We start from the raw sequence: 22,012 nt of genomic DNA, 5'->3' as shown, positions 1-22,012 counted from the left end.
TGAGCCTTCACTCTAGACGCGGATCAGTGAAAGCAGAAGCTGTCATCCCGCCATCATTTAAACAATGCTCAACCCAGCCGACTAACGGTCACCGCTACAGCCCCCGAAAACCGGGCGGGATGGCATTTCGACAGGACTTTGACGTCAAGTAATCGCCGGGCGGGCATTAACAAAAATTGCCGCTACGCTTATAAAGACGCCCGAAAACGCGCGGGCTAGAGCTTCTGGCACCGGCGTTCCGGATGAATTGATTGGAAGAACCGTCATGATCGACCTCGCAACCTGGAACCTCAGCGTTCCTGTTGGCAGCCCGCCGTACACCGTCGAAACCTCAAAACTGGTGGATGGCTTCAAGGATCAGTACTTCCATTCCGACACCGGCACCCTGTTCTTCTGGTCCCCGGTGACCGGCTCGAAAACCGAAAACGCCATCTACCCGCGTACCGAACTGCGCGAAACCTACGGCAACGGCACTCTGCGCAACTGGTACTACCCGGACGCCGACAACCTGCTGCGCGCCACCCTCGCGGTGAACAAGGTGCCGAGCTCGGGCAAGATCGTCATCGGCCAGATCCACGCGTACGAAAGCCAGCGGCCGATGGTCAAGCTCGAATACCAGTACAAGGAAAAAACCCAGACCGGCAATCTGGTGATCAAAGTGCGCATGCGTCCGGACGACGCCGAAAGCCGCGTCATCACCCTCGCCACCGGCATCAAGCTCGATCGTGAATTCAACTACCTCATCCACTTGAGCCCCGGCGGTGCGCTGGGCGTGAGTGCGGCGGGGTATCAGTGGGATTCCCAGATCAGCGCGACCTGGCGCGACAAGCCGCTGTATTTCAAGGCCGGGGTGTATGTGCAGGACAACACCGGGTATACCAGCGAAGGTGGACAGGTGATGTTTTCGAAGCTGGATATTGACCACAACAAGTGACACGACAGGCAGCGGACCCGGCAAAGCGTGCCGACACAAGCGGCAACAGCAACAGGCGCGATGTAGTAGTTATGTATGCCGGGTCCATTCCCGGGAGTCTTTAGGTTAGTGCGTATCGAACAATCGATTCGTGTGCGGCGCCGCCCGTAGTGGTGGTGGCTGCACCGCAACCAACCTAGAAGGAACCTGGGTGATGAACGCTTCCCCTCCCGATTCTGCCGAAGACGCGCTGCGTCAGTTGGCGCCCTGCACCCTCGCCATCGAGCATCTTCTGGATGCGCAGCCGACTCTCGCTACGGTAATGGCCTCTCATTTGCGTAAGGGCCTGGCGGCGCTCGTGCCTGAAAACCCGCCGGACCCTGACGCGGTTTTTCTCAACGAATATGTCTATGACACGCCCTCGCCCGATGCTCCAGATGGCGCTGCGCGAGTGCGGCGTCTAACGCGAACGCGCAACCTGACACAGATCCTTCACGAAGCGATTGTCAGCCGGAAAATACCTACGACTCTTGAGAAAGAGCCGCCAACCGGCCAGGTCGACAAGGCCGTGGGCTTTTACGCACATGCGTACGATACCGGCCGCGACAACGAGATCACTGCGCTGCAAGTCGCAGCCGTGAATACCCTGATCCGCGATTTGCAAGAAGACACGCCGATGCTGTACTGGCACGCCCTCGATGTTTTCTGGTCTTCGCCCCATGCCACCACTGGCGCCCTGACAGTCCTTGAGGCCGTGAGCCAAAAGCAACGCGTGATGTTCAGGCTCGAAGCGGATCTCAAACTGCACGATGCCCGGCAACAACTTATCCAGGCTGAGCAGGCATTGCAGAAAAAGCCTGGAGACAAGTCGCTGCAAACGACGGCCGACAACATCCGGACGCACCTGCAGGTGATGACCGAAGGCAGGCAACTGATCGAAAACCTCGTACTCCACGAGACCACGCGAACCGCCACGCCCGCGCAGGTGGTCAGCATTACTCTCCACAACAGTGCCGAGCCCGAATGGTCGGCACTGCTGAGCGGCTGCTTCATCATCACCGAGCGATTGCATGGGACTCGTCCGACCGTGCTGTACACCCCGCAATTCGGCGTCGAAGTCTTCGAGCACTTCAACGCCATGGAGAGTTTTCTGCGGCGGCGTCTGGTGGCTGATCCGGAAAAAACGTTGCTGCTCGGTAACGTTGCGTTCAATAACCGAACCCGGGCCAGCGAAGAAATGAAGCAGGGGCAGCGTTTGCGCTACACCGCGGTTACCGGCGATGTATTCAAAACCTGCCTGAAAAAGCGACGGCAGCAGCAGGATGTCGAAGTCGATCACGCTTTAAGCGGTTCTCTTGCCACCTTCGACGCCTTGGCCGAGCATTTACAGACGGCGTTGGCGCTACCACTCAAAGGCAGTCCTGACTTGATCGCACGGCTGCCCGTAAGCGCCGAGCCGACTAAAGTCACCGCTCTCGCCCACACTTTGCCCGACGCTGAACAGCAGACGCGCCTGATTCAGCAGTGGAACGCACTCAATCAGCAAATCGGCGATGTACTTGAAGAGCAGAAACATCCTTGTTTGAAGAACGCGCTTTCCTCCCTGCTCAACGAGACCTTCCCTCAGCTGCCTGCCGATACCGAAGCAGCCTCTTTGTACGTGACCCGCTATCGCACCGGCGCAGACGGGCTTCGTCAGTTCGAGTCATCGCGCCCCTTGCTTGAGGCCTTGCGCACCTTATTGCTTTGGGAAAATGCCAAGGTGCCAGCCGAGGATGGCGAAGCAGGGCCGCAAGCAGAGGCCGACCCTGTGAGCGAGGGCGTATTCAGTAGCTCCACCGTCTGCGACGAAGCTGAGCAAATTGTGCAAAACGGTTCGCTGACGCAATTGGCTGACGCTCTGCAAGCCCGTTTGACCGAGCAAGTCCGCGACTACTGGCAAACGCCGTTAGCGGCAGAGCTGGCGTGCCCACAGGCGCGACTGATCGACCTGCACCGCCAGGCGCTGAACGTTCAGGCTTGCCTGCGCTCAGCCGACCAGACGCTGAGCTCCCAGGCCAGACTGCTGATCGACCGCGCCCTGCGTTTTCCGACCCTTGGTCGCCGGGAGGCGCACTTCAAGCCTGGCGCGCGCCCCGGTGTCTATCGAGTGACAGTGAATACCGCCAGCGCCGAAGGCGCGCGTCTGGCCGGCAGTTTCGTCCTGACCTCGAACGACGGCTCCAGCCCGGTCTTGCCGCATTGGCCCTATGGCCACAAGAGCCTGAGCACGCAAGGCCTGAGTGGCAGCAGCGGCGCCAGCCTTGTCGTGCTGTATACGCCGCAGCAAGGATTTGAAGAGCTGCCGAATCTGCAGGCATTACGTGAAAGGCTCGTAGCGCGCATCAATGCCGGCGACGAAGTCGGGAAATTATTTGCCGCCGGCTTGCCACTGGCGGTGCAGCACATGAAAAGCGGCCTGTGGGGCAGTGATCTGCGCTCTACCTTTGCGCCGATAGAGGACGACTTTGTTGCCGACAGCATCCAGACGCTGCTGGACAAACAGCAGTCCGACATCGATACCCTCATGGGTCTGGCCCATAGCGAGTCGGACCGCGAAGGCAACGCCCGCCCGCAGATGCTCGAACTGCTGGATATGGCTGGAGCGTTCATGGCGCGTAACCGCCTCTTGCTGGATCACTGGCAGGCGGACTGGGAAAAGCGCCTCAGTCAGGCCGATCGTACGGCGCTGCAGAATCTGGCCCGGGACGCAGAGGAAAAACAGCTGCAACTGAGCCAGCAATGGAAGGCGCTTGTGCCGACTATCGCCGAGTATGCCAAGGCACAGGTATTGCTGAAAATTCGTGCCTTCCTCGCAGAAAAAAACCCGGATGGCCAGATCCGTGCTGCCTATCCTGCAGACGGCATCGATCCGGATCAAACCCTGGTGATCCGCACTACCCGAACCCGCGTCGGAGCCGGCATGCAATCAGGATTTGCATCGGTGCATGAAAGCGTCGCGAGCACACGCATGAGTCTGACCAATCTGCTGCTGAAAAATAACCAGCCCTGGCAGAAGAGTCTTTCCTGGAGTGAAGAACATCTGTTGGAGGCCACGCTGACTACATCGAAGGGTCTTTGGGTGCGTGACTCTGGTGGAAAAGCCGTCACTCTGGACAAACAATGCCTTGAACAATGGGTCAAGGAGCTGAACATCGGTCATCGGTATGCGCAGGAAGTGCTCGATAGATATCTCGCTCCGCAAGCCACCAACATTGATGGCCAAGCATTGCAAAAAGCCTGGATCGCGACTCAGGCAGCAACACTTGGCTACGCAGCCTTGTCCGCACGCTTGGGCCCGGACGCATACAGCACGGTGCTACCCAGCGACAATTCGCAAAAGACTGCCGCCGCATGGATGTCGGCAGTTCTGTCTTCGCCAGATCCCGATAAACGCGCACTGGTCGATGGACATGCAGTCATCGCCAACGCTCTGGTGTTCAATCCCACCGGTAATGCTCCGGATGGCCGCGGCGGGCAAAACGTGAACGGCGTGTTGATTCTGTCCGCAGCCAACACCGACTTGCGAGTGCTGTATACCCCGAGCGCGCCTGATGGCATGGACCTGCGCGAACTCGCCAGCGAAACCGACTTGCCCCGACTGATGCGTGGTGCCTGGCAGACCTGGCTCCAGGCACGATTACCGCCCAAAACCCGCCTGCTCAATCACCGCCTCGTCGCTTGTACAGGCGATGTGTTTGCCGGGCTTTATCGGCAAAACTATCTTCACCTGCTAGCCAGGACAAACGCTGAAAGCGTGACCAATGAAGAACTGCTTGACCAGTCCCGGTTCAACCAAGTGATGTTTGGAATCGAGGTGGTGACCACGGTACTGGGCGCTTTGCCCTGGAGCGGACAGATGGCTTCATCCGCGATGAAATGGCTGGGCGGAGTGGGTCGCAGCACCGTCAGCACCCTGCGTAGCCTGGGACAAAACGTCGCCGGGCTGATTGTCCGTCGCGGGGCGGCGAATCGAACATTGATCGAGGTCGCAACGGCCACCACTCAGCTCACCGGCGTTGCTCGCGCCACAGGTATCGGCATCAAACCGCTGCAGTTGCTGATCAGACCGGCCAAAAGCACAACATTGGCGAACCTGACGGGCTACCAGAAAGCCTTTCTCCAGGAAAACTCCCGTCTGGCAGTCGCGGGCGGTATTCCCGCCGGCTCGTCTCTGGCCGAAGGTTCGGGCATCTATCGCACCCCATCCAATACCTTGCTGGTACGCAGCACCGGTGCAAAAGGTGAGGAGCAGGTATTCCGTATTCAGAACACATTCAATCTCTACGATCCCAATGGGTTGGTTGCCCCCGTGCTGACACCGAGTGGAGCGCTCACCTCTTTTCGGCTACGCAGGATGTCCAATCAGCTCTGGGCTCTCGATACGTTGAATCGGCTACCCGGCGGCGCACCCAAGGCCGATAGCAGGGTCGTCAAGGCGCTCAGGGAATGGGATGCACGAATCACTGCCAATGCTCAATCCGCAAATCCCTTGCATACTCTCGACCCCGTACCCTTTTTCAACGAGCGCAACATTCCGGCACGGAGCTGGAACAAATTCGTGAAAAAAAACACCGGAGAAATCAATACCCTCGGCTACTCGATGCTCAGGCCCGGACAATACGAGAGGCTGACGGACGAGCTTTTTCAAATATGGCTTTCCATGAATCAACCCACCAGGGAGGCTGCGGAGACGTTCGCCAGTACTCACCGCCTTCACCCGTTGATGTGGAGAAAGTTCGTGACAAAAAAAGGCGAGCTGACCGTCCCAGGTACTATCCGGGCTATAAAGCTGCAAAAAGGTCCCGAGGGTAGATACACGAACATCACGGACCAGCACTTTCGCGACTGGTACCAGCTTTCTCTGCAATCGGAAAACCGGAACCGATACGCCACCGTCAAGTTCGCACTCGATAACGATATCCATGCTCAATCCTGGATGAAGTACGTCAACGCCAAAGGCGAATTCAGGATGACCGTTCCAACGGTGGCAGAGCGCGTCAACCGGCTGGGGCTGACACAGAATCTGCCGCAAGCGGGGCCATCCGGCTCTGCAACCTGACGAGTGACGGGGGTCGAATCGCTGCGGGCACACTCATTACGGGAATGCGCCCGCTCGCGATGACGGAGGATATTGAGCCTGTTTGCCGACTGACTCACTGCGATCGCCAGCAGGCCCAGTCCGGGAAACTCAGCTGGGCGCCGCAGACTGTGCCACTTCGACGTTATCCAGCACCCGGTTCACCGCCAGCTCCGCCAACATGATGATCTGCGCAATCGCCAGAATCGTATGGCGCTGCGGGCTCTCGACATGCGCGGCAATGTCACTGGTCATGACGCTCGCCGATGCAAGGGATTCACAGGCGTGGGCCAGCAGGCTCTCGTTGTCCATATCACCGACGATCTGGAACATCGCACTGGGGGTGCGCGGCTTTTGCCCGGTGCCGTTCGGTTTCAGGTAATGATCGAGCGCACGTTCGGCGGCGTCGTGCAGCTTTCTGGAGTCGAGGGATTCGTAGGGAGAGGTTTCGGTTTCAGGCGGATTGGGGGTGGGTTTGATCATCGTGAAACTCCAAGTGATGCATTGAGCTGCCACTGATCGCTGCGACGCGATGGAAGGAGGCAGCTGTACGCGGGGTCGCAGACCGGATCACTTGGAAACCCGGCATACCCGAGGGTATTCCGCGCACAGCCACCATCGACCGAACAACAAAACCGAGGCGTTGTGATTCGGGGCGGCGATTATGCACCAAGTGAGAGAACGGACTGCGACGCCCGGCCGCTGAATTTGCAGCGACCCGTAGAGCCTATCCACCGCGCTTCCGACGAACAACCGACGCAACATGTCGGAAATCTCCATCTCAGACGCTGCGTCTGTAGGACGAGCTTTTAAACATGCAGGTTTGGAGCTACAGATAAAATGTCGCGTATACGCTACTTTCACTCGCAAAGGTAACGGTAACGGTAACGGTAACGGAACATGGACTATTCTTCGCCATTGAAAAGGGCACTCTTTCCGTCGGCATGATCGCCTATGCCCCTTTTATTGGGAGCGCTGGATTGCGAGCTGACAGTTATTCCTGCTGTGATGCCCACTCTTGATGAGCTAGAAGGCATATTCGAGTGATCTTCAGCACCGAAACTCAATAAATGCATGAATAGAAAAAACCCGCCTCTCGGCGGATTTCCTTTTAATCAGCTCAGCACTCAGGTTCAGTTGACCTTAGCGTTCAACTCACCCTTCACATAACGCTGGTACATCGCCTCCAGCGAGATCGGTTTGATCTTCAAAAGCATTACCCGCAGTACCAAAAGCTTCATAACGTGCGATACATACATCGCGCATGCGGTTACGGTGGCGCCGAAGAATTTACGTGGGTCAAATTCGCTCGGGTTGGTGGCCATCAGGCGGCGCATGGCGCCGGTGGATGCCAGGCGCCGGTCGGCAGCAATGTTTGTTTAAACAACTCCGCCACCTTTTTAAATGAAAATTAACAGATTCTCTTACTGCATATCACAAAACGTTATAAAAAACTGTCATTTGTAACAGGTTACCTACAACCTGTTCCCACCTAATCTCGTCAACGTAATACAAGACAACCTATTTGATTTAATACTTGAATACAAAAGGTAAATATCATGAAAACTTACGACGGCTTCGTATTTAACGCTAGCGAGGAACACCCCGCCACACTCAAATTTGACGATCCAGCCCAGAAAACTGGCAACATAAGTAACGGCTACATGGACTATTGCGGACTTGACTTCGTCGTCACTGGCACCTGCACAAAGTCCACTTGGACTTACAAGCTTCAAGCGAAATCAGATGCCAAAAATAGAGATGAGCTAAACCATGGCCCAAGCACTCTCAATATTGAAATGAAAGCAACCGATGGAACCGACAGGAAATTGGAAGGTAAAGTTACCGTTGAATACGGCGGACCGTATGTAGGCCAAGAATTTGGAATCAAATTCACAAAAGGCTGACATCCTTCATTACCTATGAAACAGGATGAATCGGTTAACCTTACACTTAGCTGACCCTTCAGATAACGCTGATATAACAATTTCGTCAGGCGAAATAGTCGCCCACAAAAAACCCGCCTCACGGCGGGTTTCTTTTAAAGCAGTTTAACGCTCAGGCTCAGTTAACCTTAGCGTTCAACTCACCCTTCAGATAACGCTGGTACATCGCCTCCAGCGAGATAGGTTTGATCTTCGAAGCATTACCCGCAGTACCAAACGCTTCATAACGCGCGATACATACATCACGCATCGCAGTCACGGTGGCGCCGAAGAATTTACGTGGGTCAAATTCGCTCGGGTTGGTCGCCATCAGGCGGCGCATGGCGCCGGTGGAGGCCAGGCGCAGGTCGGTGTCGATGTTGACCTTGCGCACGCCGTGCTTGATGCCTTCGACGATTTCTTCAACCGGCACGCCGTAGGTTTCTTTGATGTCGCCGCCGTACTGGTTGATGATCGCCAGCCACTCTTGCGGAACCGAAGACGAACCGTGCATCACCAGGTGGGTGTTGGGGATGCGCTTGTGGATCTCTTTGATGCGGTCGATGGCCAGCACGTCGCCGGTCGGTGGCTTGGTGAACTTGTAGGCGCCGTGGCTGGTGCCGATGGCGATGGCCAGGGCGTCGACCTGGGTGCGCTTGACGAAGTCAGCGGCTTCTTCCGGGTCGGTCAGCATCTGGCTGTGATCCAGAACGCCTTCGGCGCCGATGCCGTCTTCTTCACCGGCCATACCGGTTTCCAGCGAACCCAGGCAACCCAGCTCGCCTTCTACCGAAACGCCGCAGGCGTGAGCCATGGCTACGGTCTGCTGGGTGACGCGAACGTTGTAGTCGTAGTCGGTCGGGGTCTTGCCGTCTTCGCCCAGCGAGCCGTCCATCATCACCGAGCTGAAGCCCAGTTGAATCGAACGCTGGCAGACGTCAGGGCTGGTGCCGTGGTCCTGGTGCATGCACACCGGGATGTGCGGGAATTCTTCGATCGCCGCCAGGATCAAGTGACGCAGGAATGGCGCGCCGGCGTATTTGCGGGCGCCGGCCGAAGCCTGGACGATCACCGGGGAGTCAGTCTTGTCAGCGGCTTCCATGATGGCGCGCATCTGCTCAAGGTTGTTGACGTTGAAGGCTGGAACGCCGTAGCCGAACTCGGCTGCGTGGTCCAGCATCTGGCGCATGCTGATAAGTGCCATTGTGTGTGTCTCTCCCGGTTGAGGGTCGTTGATCGTGCCAGCCTGCCGGAGCGGCGGCGGCTATTCAAGTTAATGCAGATCGGGGGTTGAGGCCCGGTCTGGTGATTCGGTAAAGCAAATTCCTGATAACTACACAGATCCCCTGTGGGAGCGAGCCTGCTCGCGAAAGCAATCTTGCAGTCGCTGATGCAGTGCCTGTCAGACCGCTTTCGCGAGCAGGCTCGCTCCCACAGTAGAACTGTGGCGTGTCAATTACTGCGCCTTGCAACCACGGCCAATCAGGTCATTGGTGGCGACCCAGTACACCAGGCCTTCGTCACCCTTGACGTGAAACGCCAGCATGCCATCGCTGTACAGCGTGCCCGAGGCGCCCAGCTCTTCTTTCAGGCGATAGACCTGATCAGCGCCGCCCAGTCGCACATCGACTTCCTTCTGGCCGGCATCGGCGTACCGCCACAGCACCTTGGCCTGGCTGTCGCAGGTCCAGGTCGTCCAGTTATCCACCGGGGCGGACGACTGAAACAGGTTCAACTGCGCGCAGCCACCCAACAATGCCAACGCCGCAACGGCGATCAAGCCTTTCATCCGTGTTCCTCGACTGACGACGCATGCCGCCAGCCCTGAGTTAAAGAGTCAGACCCGTCAAGGACAACCATGTTCCTTGACCGGGGTTTGCGTCTCGTATTTGTCCAGGCCGTCCGGACCCGAGCGCTTGTTCAGCACCGGGTTGGTTTCGGCCTGCCAGTCGGCCTGATAACAGCCCTTCTGCGGTTCGCTCGGTGCTGGCGTGGCGTCAGCCTTCGGGGTGCTCCCGCAGGCCGCCAGCGTACCGGTCAGCAACAACAGCGCTAACGACTTGACCATGTGAACACTCCTTTGCCTGGCCAAACGGGCGGCCTCAGGCCTTGGCCCGGCTTTCCAGGACTTCAACGGCAGGCAGCACCTTGCCTTCGACGAATTCGAGGAACGCGCCACCACCGGTGGAAATGTAGGAGATTTGCTCAGCCACGCCATATTTATCGATCGCCGCCAGGGTGTCGCCACCGCCCGCGATGGAGAATGCCGAGCTTTCAGCGATGGCCTGGGCCAGCACTTTGGTGCCGTTGCCGAACTGATCGAACTCGAACACGCCGACCGGGCCGTTCCACAGAATGGTTTTCGACGACTTCAGCAGCTCGGCGAAGTTGGCCGCGGTTTGTGGGCCGATGTCGAGAATCATGTCGTCTGCCGCGACGTCAGCGATCAACTTGACGGTCGCTTCAGCGCTTTCGGCAAATTCCTTGGCGACCACAACGTCAACCGGCAACGGCACGCTGACTTTCGCCGCGATTTCACGGGCGGTGTCGAGCAGGTCCGGTTCATACAGCGACTTGCCGACTGGGTGGCCGGCGGCAGCGAGGAAGGTGTTGGCGATGCCGCCGCCGACGATCAGTTGATCGCAGATCTGGCTCAGGCTGTTGAGCACGTCGAGTTTGGTCGAGACCTTGGAGCCGGCAACAATGGCCGCCATTGGCTTGGCCGGTGCGCCGAGGGCTTTGCCCAGTGCGTCCAGTTCAGCGGCCAGCAACGGGCCGGCAGCGGCGACTTTGGCGAACTTGGCGACACCATGGGTCGAACCTTCGGCGCGGTGAGCAGTACCGAAAGCATCCATGACGAACACGTCGCACAGGGCCGCGTATTGCTGGGCCAGGTCGTCGGCGTTCTTTTTCTCGCCCTTGTTGAAGCGCACGTTTTCGAACAGCACGATGTCGCCAGCCTTGACTTCAACACCACCGAGGTAATCAGCCACCAGCGGCACTTCACGGCCCAGCGCTTTGCTCAGGTAGTCGGCGACAGGTTTCAGGCTGTTCTCGGCGGAGAATTCGCCTTCGGTAGGACGGCCCAGGTGCGAGCAGACCATCACTGCCGCGCCTTTTTCCAGGGCCAGCTTGATGGTCGGCAGCGAAGCCAGGATGCGCGCGTCGCTGGTGACAACACCGTCCTTGACGGGGACGTTGAGGTCTTCGCGGATCAATACGCGCTTACCTTGCAGATCGAGGTCGGACATCTTCAACACGGTCATGGGTCGCACTTCCTACGGTTTTTTTGAAGTTGCTGTTTGCAGATAGTGGTCTGCAACGTCCAGCATTCGGTTGGCAAAACCCCATTCGTTGTCGAACCAGGCCAGTATGTTCACCAGTTTGGGGCCGGAAACACGGGTCTGACTGGCATCGACGATGGCCGAATGTGGGTCATGGTTGAAATCACAGCTGGCGTGCGGCAACTCGGTGTAGGCCAGCAGGCCTTTGAGCGGGCCGCTGGTGGCGGCTTCGCGCAGGATCCGGTTGACCTCACTGGCGTCAGTCGCCGTGGCGGTCTGCATCGTGATGTCGAGGCAGGACACGTTGACTGTCGGCACGCGCACGGCTTTGGCCTGAATTCGCCCGGCAAGTTCCGGCAGCAGGCGCTCGATACCACGCGCCAGACCAGTGGACACCGGGATCACCGACTGAAACGCCGACCGCGTGCGGCGCAGGTCTTCGTCGTGATAGGCGTCGATCACTGGCTGATCGTTCATCGCCGAGTGAATCGTGGTGATCGACACGTAATCGAGACCGATCGCCTGATCGAGCAGACGCAGCAGCGGCACGCCGCAGTTGGTGGTGCACGAGGCGTTGGACACCAGCAGTTCGTCGCCGGTCAGGCAGTCCTGATTGACGCCGTAGACAATGGTGGCGTCGACATCCGCTTCGCTGGCCATCGGCTGCGAAAACAGCACGCGCGGTGCGCCGGCGTCGAGAAACCGCTGGCCATCGGCACGGGTGTGGTAAGCGCCGGAGCACTCCAGCACCAGATCGACGCCCAGCGACGCCCAATCGATGCCTTCGGGGGAGGCACTGCGCAAGACCTTCAAGCAGTCGCCATTGATATGCAGACAATCGCCTTCAACCCGCACTTCGCCTGGAAAACGGCCGTGGGTGGAGTCGAAGCGTGTCAGGTATTCGATGCTGGCCATGTCGGCCAGATCGTTGATCGCGACAATTTCAAACCCGGCCTTCGCGCCGCGCTCGAACAACGCCCGCAAGACGCAACGACCAATGCGGCCGTAGCCGTTGAGTGCAACTTTGTAGGGACGCGGTTGAGGCATGGGGTTCTCGATTACCGTGGTGAATCATGCAGTGCAATGTTGCCTGAACCAACGCTTTCGCGAGCAGGCTCGCTCCCACATTGGAATGCATTTCCCTGTGGGAGCGAGCCTGCTCGCGAAGGCGTCAGCCCGGACAACACAACTGTCAGATTTAGTCTTCCAGCAGCTCTTCAGCCTGACCCAGGATGTTTTCCAGGGTAAAACCGAACTCTTCGAACAGTGCCGAAGCCGGCGCCGACTCACCGTAGGTGGTCATGCCGATCACGCGACCTTCCAGACCCACGTACTTGAACCAGAAATCGGCGTGGGCCGCTTCGATGGCAATACGCGCGCTGACCTGCAACGGCAGCACCGACTGCTTGTACTCCGCATCCTGAGCATCGAACGCGCTGGTGCACGGCATGGACACCACGCGAACCTTGCGGCCCTGCTCGGTCAGTTTGTCGAAGGCTTGAACAGCCAGACCGACTTCCGAACCGGTGGCGATCAGGATCAGCTCAGGCTCGCCTGCGCAATCCTTGAGCACATAACCGCCACGGCTGATGTTGGCAATCTGGCCAGCGTCGCGTTCCTGATGTTGCAGATTCTGCCGCGAGAAGATCAGCGCCGAAGGGCCGTCCTTGCGCTCCAGCGCGTTTTTCCAGGCCACTGCCGATTCCACGGCATCGGCTGGGCGCCAGGTGTCGAGGTTCGGCGTGCTGCGCAGGCTGGTCAATTGCTCGATCGGCTGGTGCGTCGGGCCGTCTTCGCCCAGACCGATGGAGTCGTGGGTGTAGACGTGGATCACGCGCTTCTTCATCAAAGCCGACATACGTACGGCGTTGCGTGCGTATTCCATGAACATCAGGAACGTCGCGCCGTAAGGCACCAGACCGCCGTGCAGGGCGACACCGTTCATGATGGCGGTCATGCCGAACTCGCGCACGCCGTAGTACATGTAGTTGCCGCTGGCATCTTCAGCGCTGACGCCTTTGCAGCCTTTCCACAGGGTCAGGTTGGAACCGGCGAGGTCAGCCGAACCGCCGAGCATTTCCGGCAGCAGCGGGCCGAAGGCGTTGAGGGTGTTCTGGCTGGCTTTGCGGCTGGCGATGGTTTCGCCCTTTGCCGCGACTTCGGCGAGGTAGGCCGAGGCTTTTTCCGAGAAGTCGGCCGGCAGTTCGCCGCTCAGACGACGGATCAGCTCGTTGGCTTCAGTCGGGAATGCAGCGGAGTAAGCGGCGAAACGCTGATCCCACTCGGCTTCAACCGCGCGACCAGCTTCTTTGGCGTCCCACTCGGCATAGATCTCGGCCGGGATTTCGAACGGGCCGTGGTTCCAGTTCAGCGCCTGACGGGTCAGGGCGATTTCTGCGTCACCCAGTGGGGCGCCGTGGCAATCTTCCTTGCCCTGCTTGTTCGGCGAACCGAAACCGATGGTGGTCTTGCAGCAGATCAGCGTCGGTTGAGCGCTCTTGCGCGCAGTTTCGATGGCGGTCTTGATCTCTTCCGGATCGTGGCCGTCGACGTTGCGGATCACCTGCCAGTTGTAGGCTTCGAAACGCTTCGGCGTGTCATCGGTGAACCAGCCTTCGACTTCACCGTCGATGGAAATGCCGTTGTCATCGTAGAAGGCAATCAGCTTGCCCAGGCCCAGCGTGCCGGCCAGGGAAGCGACTTCGTGGGAAATGCCTTCCATCATGCAGCCATCACCGAGGAACACGTAGGTGTGGTGGTCAACGATGTTGTGGCCGGGACGGTTGAACTGCGCGCCCATGACTTTTTCCGCCAAGGCGAAACCGACGGCGTTGGCCAGACCCTGACCCAGCGGGCCGGTGGTGGTTTCGACGCCCGGGGTGTAACCGAATTCCGGGTGACCTGGAGTGCGGCTGTGCAGTTGACGGAACTGCTTGAGGTCGTCGATCGACAGGTCGTAGCCGGTCAGGTGCAGCAGCGAGTAGATCAACATCGAGCCGTGGCCGTTGGACAGCACGAAGCGGTCACGGTCAGCGAACGACGGGTTGCTCGGGTTGTGCTTGAGGTAGTCGCGCCACAGCACTTCGGCAATATCTGCCATACCCATAGGGGCACCGGGATGGCCGCTGTTGGCTTTTTGCACGGCATCCATGCTGAGGGCACGAATGGCGTTGGCACGCTCACGACGGCTAGGCATCGCTGATCTCCTGGGTGTGAATAGACTGAAACGGAAAAAAGGAGGGCATTTTCCCTCACCCATGCGCCTCGGGGCAATGACAGATAGTCATCGGCAGGCGTTTTTCCAATCGATAGCACAGGTTTCGCTTGGTGAAACCTTTCCGCTATTCGTTTGTAGAGACTGCCGTGCGCTGAGAAGTGCCATTTATCGAGCAATATCAAAACTTTTTGATATTGGCCTTGCGGTGCCTTGCCCCCGTCTCTAGACTGCCAGCCCTATGAACTTACGCGTGCCTTCCATTCGCCATGACGATTGCGACGAGCTGGCGGCCTTGTGCAAGGCCGGCGGCGATCCGCTGCGGCTGAATGTCTTGCGCGCGCTGGCCAACGATTCGTTTGGCGTGCTGGAGCTGGCGCAGATTTTCGGCATTGGCCAGTCGGGCATGAGCCACCACCTCAAGGTGCTGGCGCAAGCCGACCTGGTGGCGACACGCCGTGAGGGCAACGCGATTTTCTATCGTCGCGCCCTGCCCCACAACGAATTGCTCGGCGGCAAGCTGCACGGGGCATTGCTGGAAGAAGTCGACGATCTGGATCTGCCTGATGAAGTGCAAGCACGCATCGAGCAGGTTCACGGCCAGCGTGCCGCCGCCAGCCGGGACTTTTTCGCCCGGGTCGCGGAAAAATTCCGTGCCCAGCAGGATTTGATCGCAGGCCTGCCGCAGTACCGTGACAGCGTGCTGGCCCTGCTCGACAAACTGAACTTCGATGGTGCAGCCACGGCCATTGAAGTCGGCCCCGGCGATGGTGCTTTTCTGCCGGAACTGGCCCGTCGCTTCGGCACCGTAACCGCGCTGGACAACAGCCCGGCGATGCTCGAACTGGCGCGCCAGGTATGTGAACGTGAACAGCTGGCTAACGTCAGCCTGCAATTGGCCGATGCATTGAACGGCACCAGCCTTACGGCCGATTGCGTGGTGTTGAACATGGTCCTGCACCATTTCGCCGCTCCGGCCGATGCGCTCAGACACATGGCCGATCTGCTGCAACCGGGCGGTAGCCTGCTCGTGACAGAGTTATGTAGCCACAACCAGAGTTGGGCCAGGGAGGCCTGCGGTGATCTCTGGTTGGGGTTTGAACAGGACGATCTGGCCCGTTGGGCCACCGCTGCGGGACTCGTTCCCGGGGAAAGCCTCTATGTAGGCTTACGTAATGGTTTCCAGATCCAGGTTCGCCACTTTCAGCGACCGGCTGGCGACACTCACCATCGGTAAATTCAGGAAAACATCGAGATGAGCGAATACTCCCTCTTCACCTCCGAGTCCGTGTCTGAAGGACATCCGGACAAAATCGCCGACCAGATTTCCGATGCGGTGCTGGACGCCATTATTGCCCAGGACAAACACGCTCGCGTGGCCGTGGAAACCCTGGTCAAGACCGGCGTGGCCATCGTTGCCGGTGAAGTGACCACCAGCGCCTGGGTCGACCTGGAGCAGATCGTTCGTGACGTGATTTGCGACATCGGCTACACCAGCTCCGAAGTCGGCTTCGACGGCGCCACCTGCGGCGTGATGAACATCATCGGCAAGCAGTCCCCTGACATCAATCAGGGCGTTGACCGAGCCAAGCCTGAAGATCAGGGCGCCGGCGACCAGGGTCTGATGTTCGGTTACGCCAGCAACGAAACAGACGTTTTGATGCCAGCGCCTATCACCTTCTCGCACCAGCTGGTGCAGCGTCAGGCTGAAGCACGCAAGTCGGGCCTGCTGCCGTGGCTGCGTCCGGATGCCAAGTCGCAAGTGACCTGCCGTTACGAAGGCGGCAAGGTTGTCGGCATCGACGCTGTTGTTCTGTCGACCCAGCACAACCCGGAAGTGTCGTACAAAGACCTGCGCGAAGGCGTGATGGAGCTGATCGTCAAGCACGTACTGCCTGCCGAACTGCTGAGCAAGGACACCCAGTTCCACATCAACCCGACCGGCCAGTTCATCATTGGCGGCCCGGTAGGTGACTGCGGTCTGACCGGCCGCAAGATCATCGTCGACAGCTACGGCGGCATGGCCCGTCACGGCGGCGGCGCGTTCTCCGGCAAGGATCCATCGAAGGTTGACCGTTCGGCTGCCTACGCTGGCCGTTACGTGGCCAAGAACATCGTCGCGGCCGGCCTGGCCGAGCGTTGCGAGATTCAGGTTTCCTACGCGATCGGTGTGGCCCAGCCTACGTCGATCTCGCTGAACACCTTCGGCACCGGCAAGATCAGCGATGACAAGATCATCAAACTGGTGCGTGAAGTGTTCGACCTGCGTCCATACGCGATCACCACCATGCTCGACCTGCTGCACCCGATGTACCAGGAAACCGCAGCCTACGGCCACTTCGGTCGTGCGCCGCAGACCAAGACCGTTGGCGAAGACAGCTTCACCACGTTCACCTGGGAAAAAACCGACCGCGCCGACGCCCTGCGTTCCGCCGCTGGCCTGTAACACCCTGGCTGCATGAAAGCCCCGTACGGTTTGTGCCGTGCGGGGCTTTTTCATGGAAGAGCAAAAGATCGCAGCCTTCGGCAGCTCCTACTTTGGAATGCGTTTCCTGTAGGAGCTGCCGAAGGCTGCGATCTTTTGACTTTGATGTAACGAAATACCCCGCAAAACACGCGCCCGACGTCCCTCGAACTCCTGACTAGCCTTCAAATATTCTCCCTGAGCAAGGATGCTCACGATGCGCTCGCTGCTTGTCTTACTGCTGATTGTTTTTGCCCATCCGACTCTCGCCAACTGCCCCGACTGGACTGCATCCAAAGCGCAGAAGGAAATCACCGCCCTGCAAAACCGGATCGACCAATGGGACGACGCCTATCACCGCGAAGGCCGCTCATTGATCAGCGACGAACTCTATGACCAGTCCCAACTGCGGCTGAAAGAATGGCAAGCCTGTTTCAACCAACCCTCATCCCCGCAGCCGTTGCGCACCGCGTCCGGCCCGGTCACCCACCCCATCGCCCACACCGGCCTGGACAAGCTGCACAAAGCCGAAGACGTCGCCCACTGGCTGCGCGATCGCCAGAACGTCTGGGTGCAGCCCAAGGTCGACGGCGTGGCTGTCACGCTGATCTACCGCCAGGGAATATTGCAGCAGGCGATCAGTCGCGGTGACGGGGTCAACGGCCAGGACTGGACCGCCTCCGCCCGCAGGATTGCAGCCATTCCGCAACGGTTGAGGCAGCCACGGGATCTGCTGGCACAGGGCGAACTCTATTGGCGCCTGAACGCACATGTTCAATCACAGTCCGGCAGCGTCAATGCCCGCGCCACCGTCGCCGGGTTGATGGGGCGCAAATCGCTGGATGCCGAACAGGCTGCCGGGATCGGGCTGTTTGTCTGGGACTGGCCGCAAGGTCCTGTGCGGCTGCCGGAGAGATTGTCCGAACTCCAGGCATTGGGGTTCGCTGCAACCGAGCCCTTTACACAGCCCGTCAGCCGATTCGAAGACGCGCAAAAATGGCGCGAGCACTGGTATCGCTCGCCACTGCCTTTTGCCAGCGACGGCGTGGTACTGCGTCAGAGCCAACGGCCGCCCGCCGAACGCTGGCAGGCCAAGGCCCCTTATTGGGCGATTGCCTGGAAATACCCGTTCGCCCAGGCATTGGCCGAGGTGCGCAAGGTCAATTTCAAGATCGGCCGCACCGGGCGGATCACCCCAGTGCTGGAACTGCTGCCGGTCAGACTCGATGACCGCGAAATCAAACGGGTCAGCGTCAGCTCGCTCAAGCGCTGGCAAAGCCTCGACATCCGCCCCGGCGATCAGGTGGCAATCAGTCTGGCCGGGCTGACCATTCCGCGCCTGGACAGTGTCGTGCTGCGCACCAGCGAACGGGCAGACATCAGCATTCCCGATGCCGGCGATTACCACGTCCTGAGCTGCTGGCAACCGACAACCGGCTGTGAAAGCCAGTTTCTCGCGCGTCTGACCTGGCTCAGTGGCAAGCAGGGCCTGGCCATGCAGCATGTCGGTCGCGGCACCTGGGAGAAACTTTTGGAAACAGGCCGTCTGAAACACCTGCTGGATTGGCTGACCCTCGATGCGTCAGAGCTTGCTAAGATTGCCGGCCTCGGCGAGCGCAGCAGCGCACGTCTGATCGACAGTTTTCACGGCGCGCGGCAACAGCCGTTCGCTCGATGGTTGAAAGCGCTGGGCATGCCGCCGACCGGACAGGCACAACTGGACGATTCGTGGCAGGCCCTGGCACAACGCGACACTGAACAATGGCAGGCAGAAGCCGGCATCGGCCCGGGACGCGCGGCGCAACTGAGCGCATTCTTTCGCGACCCGCAGGTACTGGCTTTGAGTGAAACCCTGAAAGCCGCCGGAATCGACGGCTTCTGAACCTGCAATCCCCGCCCGGCGGGAACCCAACGGCCGGCCAGACGCTCCAACAGCGCAGTGCCCTCCCACCCCGATTGCCTTTGCACATGGAGCTTTTATGAAATTTCTCGCACCGCTCGCCCTGCTTACTCTTTGCGGCGTCATGGCCGCCCCGGTCATGGCCGAAGAAGACGGCCCGGGCCTGACCGGTTGCGCTGCCAAGAAGCAGGGCATCATCAATCAGATCGAACAGGCCAAATCGCGCGGCAACCTGGAGCAGCAGGCAGGCCTGGAAACCGCACTGCGCGAAGTGAACGAACACTGCACTGACGCCGGGCTGAAAAAGGAACGTGAGAACAAGGTGCTTGAGGCCAAGCATGAGGTGAGCCAGCGTCAGGCAGACCTCGACAAGGCCATGAAGAAAGGCGATCCGGAGAAGATCAACAAGCGCAAGGAAAAGCTCGCCGAGTCGCGCAAGGAACTGCAGGAAGCGCTGGAGGAGATCGATAAGTAACCAAAGCCCTGTGTAGAGGGGATTTATCCCCGTCCGGCGGCGAAGCCGTCGCACATTCGGCTAGTTGGGTCCGACTGAAAAAACTTGGTTGTATGGTTTGGGGCTGCTTCGCAGCCCATCGGGGATAAATCCCCTCGCCACAAGGTACTCACTCGCCACAACGTACTCAGCAGCTTCAGGAATCAATGATCGCGAAACTCTTTATGGCAAGCACTGCAGGCATCCTCGACTTTCTGCACTGCCGGCCCAAGATTGCTGGCCTTGTACGGCTGAACCTGACTGGCGACCACCAATTCACCGGTAGCCGCTTCGAGGGCGCGGGCCAGTTGCTGAAAACGCGCCTGTTTCTGCCAGACATCATCTTTGGCGCTGGTGTGATCTTCTTCGCGAACCTGCGGGAAATGCTTCCACGGCTCATGGGCCAACGCATCAAGTCTGACTGCGCCCTCGGCAAATTTCGGCCCGTCGAAGGCAATGCGCCCGCGCAACATGCCGCCGAGGTCTTCGCTGGTCTTGAGCATCTGCTTGAAGATGGCCTTGCGTTGACCCAGCGGCGAATTCGGGTCGACACCGCCACAGGCGGACAAGGTCAGGCAGGCCAGCAATACAACAGCAATGGGTTTCAGAGTCATGGTGGCTTCAGGTCGCGGAAATCGGCGGCCAGTATCCTCGGCTCACCGCCAAACACCAATAGCCCTATTAAAAATACGGGTTGGTCGAGCGCATGGAGCACTCGGCCAACCGGCACAGGAATCACTCCATGAACAGCCGCTTCACGGCCTGGCGTCACCCGCTTATCGTCACCCTTCCATTGCTCGCCATCCTCGCCGGTTGCACAGGCGGCGACAGCGCCAAACCAAAAACCCATGCGCTGGCTACCTATTCCAGCGCGACCTGGGAAGCGTTGCCTGCGGTCTCCGACAGCGATCTGGTCGCCGGTTTCGGCTCGTGGCGCAGCGCCTGCACACGACTCAAAGCCGACGCAGTCTGGGGGCCGACCTGCGCTGCGGCGGTGAATGTGCCGCAAAGCGCCGCCGAGATTCGTGCATTCCTCAAGCAGAATCTCGATGTCTACGGCCTGCGCGCCGAGAACGACAACCCCAATGGTCTGATCACTGGCTACTACGAACCGGTGTACCCCGGCAGCCTGACGCCGACCGCGACAGCAAACGTGCCGGTGTATGGCGTGCCGGAAGACATGATCATCGTCTCGCTCGACAGTATCTATCCGGAACTGAAAGGCAAGCGCCTGCGCGGCCGTCTCGAAGGTCGCGTGCTCAAGCCTTACGACGATGCGGCGACCATTGAGTCCAAAGGCGTGAAAGCGCCGGTGGTTGCGTATCTGACTGATCCAATGAACCTGCAATTTCTGCAGATTCAGGGCTCGGGCCGGATCCAGACCGAGGACGGCAAACAGCTGCGCATCGCCTACGCCGATCAAAACGGCCACCCTTACCGACCGATCGGTCGCTGGCTCGTCGAGCAAGGCGAGCTGAAGAAAGAAGACGTGACCATGACCGCGATCAGCAACTGGGCCAAGGCCAACCCGACGCGCATCCCGGAACTGCTCGCCAGCAACCCGAGCTACGTGTTCTTCACCCGCAACCCCGACAGCAACGAAGGGCCACGCGGCTCGCTGAACGTACCGCTGACCGCCGGCTACAGCGCGGCGGTGGATCGCAAGGTGATTCCGTTGGGCAGTCTGTTATGGCTGTCGACCACCAAGCCGGATGGCACCCCACTGGTGCGCCCGGTCGCGGCGCAGGACACCGGCGGCGCGATTGCCGGTGAGGTGCGCGCGGATCTGTTCTGGGGCACGGGTGATGCGGCCGGGCAACTGGCCGGGGACATGAAGCAGCAGGGGCAGATATGGATGCTCTGGCCTAAAGGACAAGAGTTGCCGCAAGTGCCGCAGGTAGCTGACAAACCCTAAAAGCAAAAGATCGCAGCCTTCGGCAGCTCCTACAGGAGTATGCATTCCTCTGTAGGAGCTGCCGCAGGCTGCGATCTTTTGATCCTGCTCTCAGATCGACACAAAGAAAAACGAAGCAATCAGCCCCATCCCGATAAACCACACCACCGAACGCAGTGCAGCCCAGTCAGCCAGGTAGCAGATGATGTACAGCAGGCGACTGGTGATAAACAGCACGGCCAGCACATTGACCGTCACCAGCTGCGCCGTGCCGACCAGATGCGCAACGATCACCGCAGCGGCAAACGCAGGCGTTACTTCAAAGCTGTTCAGTTGCGCGGCGTGGGCGCGACGGGCGACGCCATCGACGCTGTCGAGAAAGTCCCGTGGATCATAATTGTCTTTGAGGCGGAAACCGCCGGTGGCCTTCGCCACGATCGTGCACACGTACGGCAGGAAAATCGCGATCAACACACACCACAGAGCCACTGTCATAACGTCGTCCTTTTTTCGATTGGAGAAATTGGCGAGCGATCAGAAATTCATCACCAGCATGCCGATCAGCACCTGCCCACAGGCTAAGAGCCGCGCCCGGCAGAAAGGTTCTTTCAGCTGGATATAACACGGCACTTCCAGCGCGCCGTCGATTAGTCAGATTATTGATTCGCCATGTGTCAGCAGCTGTTTATACTGCAACCACCGCGCCGTACTCAGCTGCACACCAAAAAATTCCAATAAAAGCTGCCTGCTCCGCTTTCTTCGAAACGGTCGCTGGCACGCGTATGCCTGATCAAAGCGTCAAGACT

17 protein-coding genes and 2 pseudogenes are annotated in these 22,012 nt (G+C 59.2%); 9 read left to right on the top strand and 10 right to left on the bottom strand.

The features are described 5' to 3' along the window. Positions 1–265: 265 nt before the first annotated feature. Both AB4N47_RS25125 and AB4N47_RS25120 read left to right on the top strand, forming a co-directional pair. Positions 266–934: a polysaccharide lyase family 7 protein gene (locus AB4N47_RS25125; RefSeq protein ID WP_460154368.1), complete on the top strand. Its 669-nt coding sequence runs from the start codon at positions 266–268 to the stop codon at positions 932–934. 193 nt (positions 935–1,127) lie between these two features. Next, positions 1,128–6,014 (top strand): hypothetical protein, encoded by a 4,887-nt coding sequence (locus AB4N47_RS25120; protein WP_460154367.1) that lies wholly within the window; start codon positions 1,128–1,130, stop codon positions 6,012–6,014. A 129-nt stretch (positions 6,015–6,143) separates the two neighbouring features. Here the strand turns inward: AB4N47_RS25120 and AB4N47_RS25115 are convergent, their stop codons facing one another. Next, entirely contained in the window at positions 6,144–6,515 is a 372-nt protein-coding gene (locus tag AB4N47_RS25115) for a DUF6124 family protein (RefSeq protein ID WP_341638084.1), read from the bottom strand. 428 nt (positions 6,516–6,943) lie between these two features. On the opposite strand from AB4N47_RS25115, the pseudogene AB4N47_RS25110 reads away from it, so the two are divergent. Beyond that, positions 6,944–7,079: pseudogene (locus tag AB4N47_RS25110) on the top strand (transcriptional regulator); the annotation flags it as partial. A gap of 86 nt (positions 7,080–7,165) precedes the next feature. On the opposite strand, the pseudogene AB4N47_RS25105 reads toward AB4N47_RS25110, so the two are convergent. After that, positions 7,166–7,408 (bottom strand): annotated as a pseudogene (locus AB4N47_RS25105) (fructose-1,6-bisphosphate aldolase); the annotation flags it as partial. Between the two features lie 183 nt (positions 7,409–7,591). On the opposite strand from AB4N47_RS25105, the gene AB4N47_RS25100 reads away from it, so the two are divergent. Beyond that, positions 7,592–7,939, top strand: coding sequence for a hypothetical protein (locus tag AB4N47_RS25100; RefSeq protein WP_341638085.1), 348 nt, complete (start codon positions 7,592–7,594; stop codon positions 7,937–7,939). A gap of 157 nt (positions 7,940–8,096) precedes the next feature. Here the strand turns inward: AB4N47_RS25100 and fba are convergent, their stop codons facing one another. The 6 genes from fba to tkt form a co-directional block, all read right to left on the bottom strand. Next, positions 8,097–9,161, bottom strand: coding sequence for a class II fructose-bisphosphate aldolase (gene fba, locus AB4N47_RS25095; protein WP_008081027.1), 1,065 nt, complete (start codon positions 9,159–9,161; stop codon positions 8,097–8,099). A 252-nt stretch (positions 9,162–9,413) separates the two neighbouring features. After that, positions 9,414–9,746 carry an MliC family protein gene (locus tag AB4N47_RS25090; protein ID WP_341638086.1) on the bottom strand — a complete coding sequence of 111 codons (333 nt, stop codon included), beginning with the start codon at positions 9,744–9,746 and terminating at the stop codon, positions 9,414–9,416. Positions 9,747–9,803: 57 nt separating this feature from the next. Continuing rightward, positions 9,804–10,025, bottom strand: a complete 222-nt coding sequence (locus AB4N47_RS25085; RefSeq protein ID WP_016772786.1) for a hypothetical protein — start codon at positions 10,023–10,025, stop codon at positions 9,804–9,806. A 34-nt stretch (positions 10,026–10,059) separates the two neighbouring features. After that, positions 10,060–11,223, bottom strand: a complete 1,164-nt coding sequence (locus AB4N47_RS25080; RefSeq protein ID WP_016772785.1) for a phosphoglycerate kinase — start codon at positions 11,221–11,223, stop codon at positions 10,060–10,062. Between the two features lie 12 nt (positions 11,224–11,235). Next, positions 11,236–12,288 (bottom strand): erythrose-4-phosphate dehydrogenase, encoded by a 1,053-nt coding sequence (epd, locus tag AB4N47_RS25075; protein ID WP_341638087.1) that lies wholly within the window; start codon positions 12,286–12,288, stop codon positions 11,236–11,238. 151 nt (positions 12,289–12,439) lie between these two features. Further along, positions 12,440–14,437, bottom strand: a complete 1,998-nt coding sequence (gene tkt / locus AB4N47_RS25070) for a transketolase (RefSeq protein WP_341638088.1) — start codon at positions 14,435–14,437, stop codon at positions 12,440–12,442. Positions 14,438–14,696: 259 nt separating this feature from the next. Here tkt and AB4N47_RS25065 point away from each other — a divergent pair, with 259 nt between their 5' ends. From AB4N47_RS25065 to AB4N47_RS25050, 4 genes are all read left to right on the top strand, one after another. Then, entirely contained in the window at positions 14,697–15,692 is a 996-nt protein-coding gene (locus AB4N47_RS25065) for an ArsR/SmtB family transcription factor (RefSeq protein WP_341638089.1), read from the top strand. An 18-nt stretch (positions 15,693–15,710) separates the two neighbouring features. After that, positions 15,711–16,901: a methionine adenosyltransferase gene (gene metK / locus AB4N47_RS25060; protein ID WP_024014624.1), complete on the top strand. Its 1,191-nt coding sequence runs from the start codon at positions 15,711–15,713 to the stop codon at positions 16,899–16,901. 235 nt (positions 16,902–17,136) lie between these two features. Then, positions 17,137–18,801, top strand: a complete 1,665-nt coding sequence (gene ligB / locus AB4N47_RS25055; RefSeq protein ID WP_341638090.1) for an NAD-dependent DNA ligase LigB — start codon at positions 17,137–17,139, stop codon at positions 18,799–18,801. A 97-nt stretch (positions 18,802–18,898) separates the two neighbouring features. Then, the gene (locus tag AB4N47_RS25050) at positions 18,899–19,294 is read left to right on the top strand and encodes a DUF1090 domain-containing protein (RefSeq protein WP_341638091.1); all 396 of its coding nucleotides are present in this window, start codon (positions 18,899–18,901) and stop codon (positions 19,292–19,294) included. A 182-nt stretch (positions 19,295–19,476) separates the two neighbouring features. Here the strand turns inward: AB4N47_RS25050 and AB4N47_RS25045 are convergent, their stop codons facing one another. Continuing rightward, the gene (locus AB4N47_RS25045; protein ID WP_095181353.1) at positions 19,477–19,926 is read right to left on the bottom strand and encodes a c-type cytochrome; all 450 of its coding nucleotides are present in this window, start codon (positions 19,924–19,926) and stop codon (positions 19,477–19,479) included. Positions 19,927–20,054: 128 nt separating this feature from the next. Here AB4N47_RS25045 and mltA point away from each other — a divergent pair, with 128 nt between their 5' ends. Further along, the gene (gene mltA / locus AB4N47_RS25040; protein ID WP_341638092.1) at positions 20,055–21,227 is read left to right on the top strand and encodes a murein transglycosylase A; all 1,173 of its coding nucleotides are present in this window, start codon (positions 20,055–20,057) and stop codon (positions 21,225–21,227) included. A 90-nt stretch (positions 21,228–21,317) separates the two neighbouring features. On the opposite strand, the gene AB4N47_RS25035 is transcribed toward mltA, so the two are convergent. After that, on the bottom strand, positions 21,318–21,701 hold the full coding sequence (locus tag AB4N47_RS25035; protein WP_039757593.1) for an MAPEG family protein: 384 nt from the start codon (positions 21,699–21,701) through the stop codon (positions 21,318–21,320). Positions 21,702–22,012 lie beyond the last annotated feature (311 nt).

It is taken from the genome of Pseudomonas sp. S3_G06 (assembly GCF_054667565.1).
The sequence above is the reverse complement of the archived record's forward strand: the minus strand, read 5'-3'. Positions and strand labels throughout refer to the sequence as shown.